Genomic DNA, 3,030 nt, shown 5'->3' on the forward strand with positions numbered 1-3,030 from the left:
TGCGACAGTTTCAGGTGAAATGTTGATGATTGAAAATGCCAGGAATGGAGCGGATTTTGTTTTTTATGCTCCTTCAGGAAGTACATGGACACAAAGCGGCAAAGTTTTTTCATCCACACTGAACGGTAAGGATTATTGGTCTATGGCCATGTTGCCACTGACCACCACCAACATTTCCCAATCAGCGCTGTCCTACAAGAAATATGCTTATGTATTTCCTTCAAACACTACCGCTTCTTGGAATTATGACGAATCAACTTCCATTATCCGTACTGATTTTACAATCGAAACAGAAATTAAAGAAGGGGAAGAGATACTGCCTTTGATAGGATTATTGCCCCATCAGTGGGATAATCTTGCTCCCGATTCACCGAGGCCTGAGCTATTGAGCTACTCTTCTGTCAGGGGTGAAATCAAAACCATGGCGGGTACTTCTTTTAGCGTTGAAAATACTTACTATGGTATTTTACCCACACTTCCTTATCAGGCCAATTACAGTGAGGGATTTAGTATTGCTGAGTTGGACCAAAAAGTAAAGCAGCTTGAAAATGACGGTCTGAGTACCTGGACCGATTCCTATAACGAGGGTCAGATGATGAACCGTCTGATTCAGACTGCAAGAATCGCCCATGAAATGGGAAATATGGAATCCCGGGACAAGATGATTGCAACCATCAAAGAAAGATTGGAAGATTGGCTTACAGCCAATTCGGGGCAGGTGGCATTCTTATTTTACTATAACAAGGATTGGTCAGCCATGCTTGGCTATCCGGCAGGACATGGACAGGACACCAACCTGAATGACCACCATTTTCATTGGGGGTATTTTATCCATGCGGCAGCATTCTTAGAGCAGTTTGAGCCGGGTTGGGCAGAAGGTTGGGGCGAAATGGTCAATCTTCTGGTTCGGGATGCCGCCTCACCTGACAGAAATGATGAAATGTTTCCCTTTCTGAGAAATTTCAGTCCCTATGCAGGACATTGTTGGGCTAATGGATTTGCGAGTTTTCCCCAGGGAAATGACCAAGAATCCACTTCTGAGAGTATGCAGTTCAATTCTTCCTTGATCCATTGGGGAACCATCACCGGTGATAAAGAAATCAGGGATTTGGGGATTTATCTCTACACTACTGAGCAGACCGCCATTGAGGAATATTGGTTTGATATCCATGAGCGCAATTTTGGACCTACACAGCAGTACAGTCTGGTTTCAAGGGTTTGGGGCAATTCCTACGATAACGGGACGTTTTGGACCAATGATATCGCAGCATCTTATGGAATTGAGTTATATCCGATCCATGGAGGCTCGCTATACCTTGGACATCATCCCGAGTATGCCACCAAGCTTTGGAAAGAGATCGAAACCAATACAGGAATTCTAAGAAATGAAGCAAATGACAATTTATGGCATGACATCATGTGGGAGTATCTGGCATTTACTGATCCCCAAAAGGCGATTGACCTATATGACAGTTACCCTAACCGAAACCTGAAATTCGGCGTTTCTGATGCCCAAACCTACTATTGGCTTCATGCGATGAATGCCATAGGAAGGGTGGATGTTTCGGTCACCGCAAATTATCCTACGGCTTCGGTATTCAATAAAGATGGGAAAAAGACCTATGTTGTCAATAACTATGAAAAAAGCCCCATTACGGTACTTTTTTCGGATGGGAAGAGCATTGAGGCTCCGGCCAGAACCATGGTTACCAACAATGATGTAAATATTGAGAGCGAGCTTTCGGTCAGCTTTGACCGTGCCTATGTCAATGGCAGTGTCGATCTTAGTTTGGAAATAAAAACAGGATCTCCCACAAAAGTTGAGTTTTTTAGAGGTTCAGAAAAGGTCGGTGAACTTACCGGAGCACCTTATGACTTTAAAGCCACTCAGCTGCCGTTGGGCGTACATGATTTTTACGCAAAGATTTTCGAGGGCGAAAAGCTTGGAGTATCCAATATCGTATCGGTAGTGGTAGGAGATCAGGTTCCTTATTTGGGAACAGCATGGGCTATTCCGGGAGTGATTGAAGCAGGAAATTATGATGTTTTTGAAGGAGGAAGGGGACAAGGAATTGCTTATTCGGATGTATCTATCAACAATGAAGGGGACTTCAGGAAAGAGGAGGGTGTAGATGTAGCATTCATCACCGGAGAGGGACCTACTATAGGATGGATTGTAAGTGGAGAGTGGGTGGAATATACTGTCAATGTTGAAAAATCAGGATTGCACAAAATGGAATTCCGCTACGCCTCCGGAAACCAAAGCGGTGGAGGCCCATTTTGGCTTGAATTAAATGGCAAAAAAATCACAGATAACATTGTTGTTAGCACGACAGGAGGTTGGGACAAATGGAAAACTCAATCAATAGTAGGCATTCCATTTATCGAGGGTGAAAATATTTTGCGTGTTTCCTTTGGAAATGGTGAATTAAACTTTGGGAAAATGACCTTCACCTATGAAGGAGCGTTGCCATACAGTCAGCCTACTGCAGATGCAGGACAAAATATTGTGGTGATATTGCCGGAAGCTAGCACTACTTTGCAAGGCTCAGGTTCTGATCCGGGAGGAAGTGATTTGACCTATGCTTGGGGTCAGGAATATGGACCAAGTGTGGCCACTATAAACGATCCAAATGCCCAGAATACCACGATCGGCGGATTGGTTGAGGGGATTTATAGTTTTAAATTGACGGTAAGCAATGGAGAATATGAAGATGAAGACCGGCTGTTGGTGATTGTGAGCAATGACGCAAACATTCCTCCTGTAGTCGCGATCAGTTCGCCTTCCAATAACCAAGAATTTATTGAAGGACGCCCAATCGATATTGTTGCCGTGGCAAATGACCTTGATGGCCAAGTCGATCAGGTAGAATTTTTTGCAGGAGAAATTAGCATAGGTATGGCTACCGCAGAACCTTGGAAAGTGAGTTGGTCAGGTAGTGTTGGGGAACATCAATTAACAGCCATTGCCAAAGACAATGATGGAAATACCGCAACTTCTTCGCCGGTAACCATACGATTTACTGAGGC

At 44.0% G+C, this 3,030-nt stretch carries 1 protein-coding gene; it reads left to right on the plus strand.

Features of this window, described 5'->3' with window-relative positions:
- Positions 1–3,030: glycosyl hydrolase (locus tag ACZFYI_RS18155; protein ID WP_462525539.1), on the plus strand; the 3,030-nt coding region annotated here is incomplete at both ends.

The organism is Aquiflexum sp. (genome assembly GCF_977115555.1).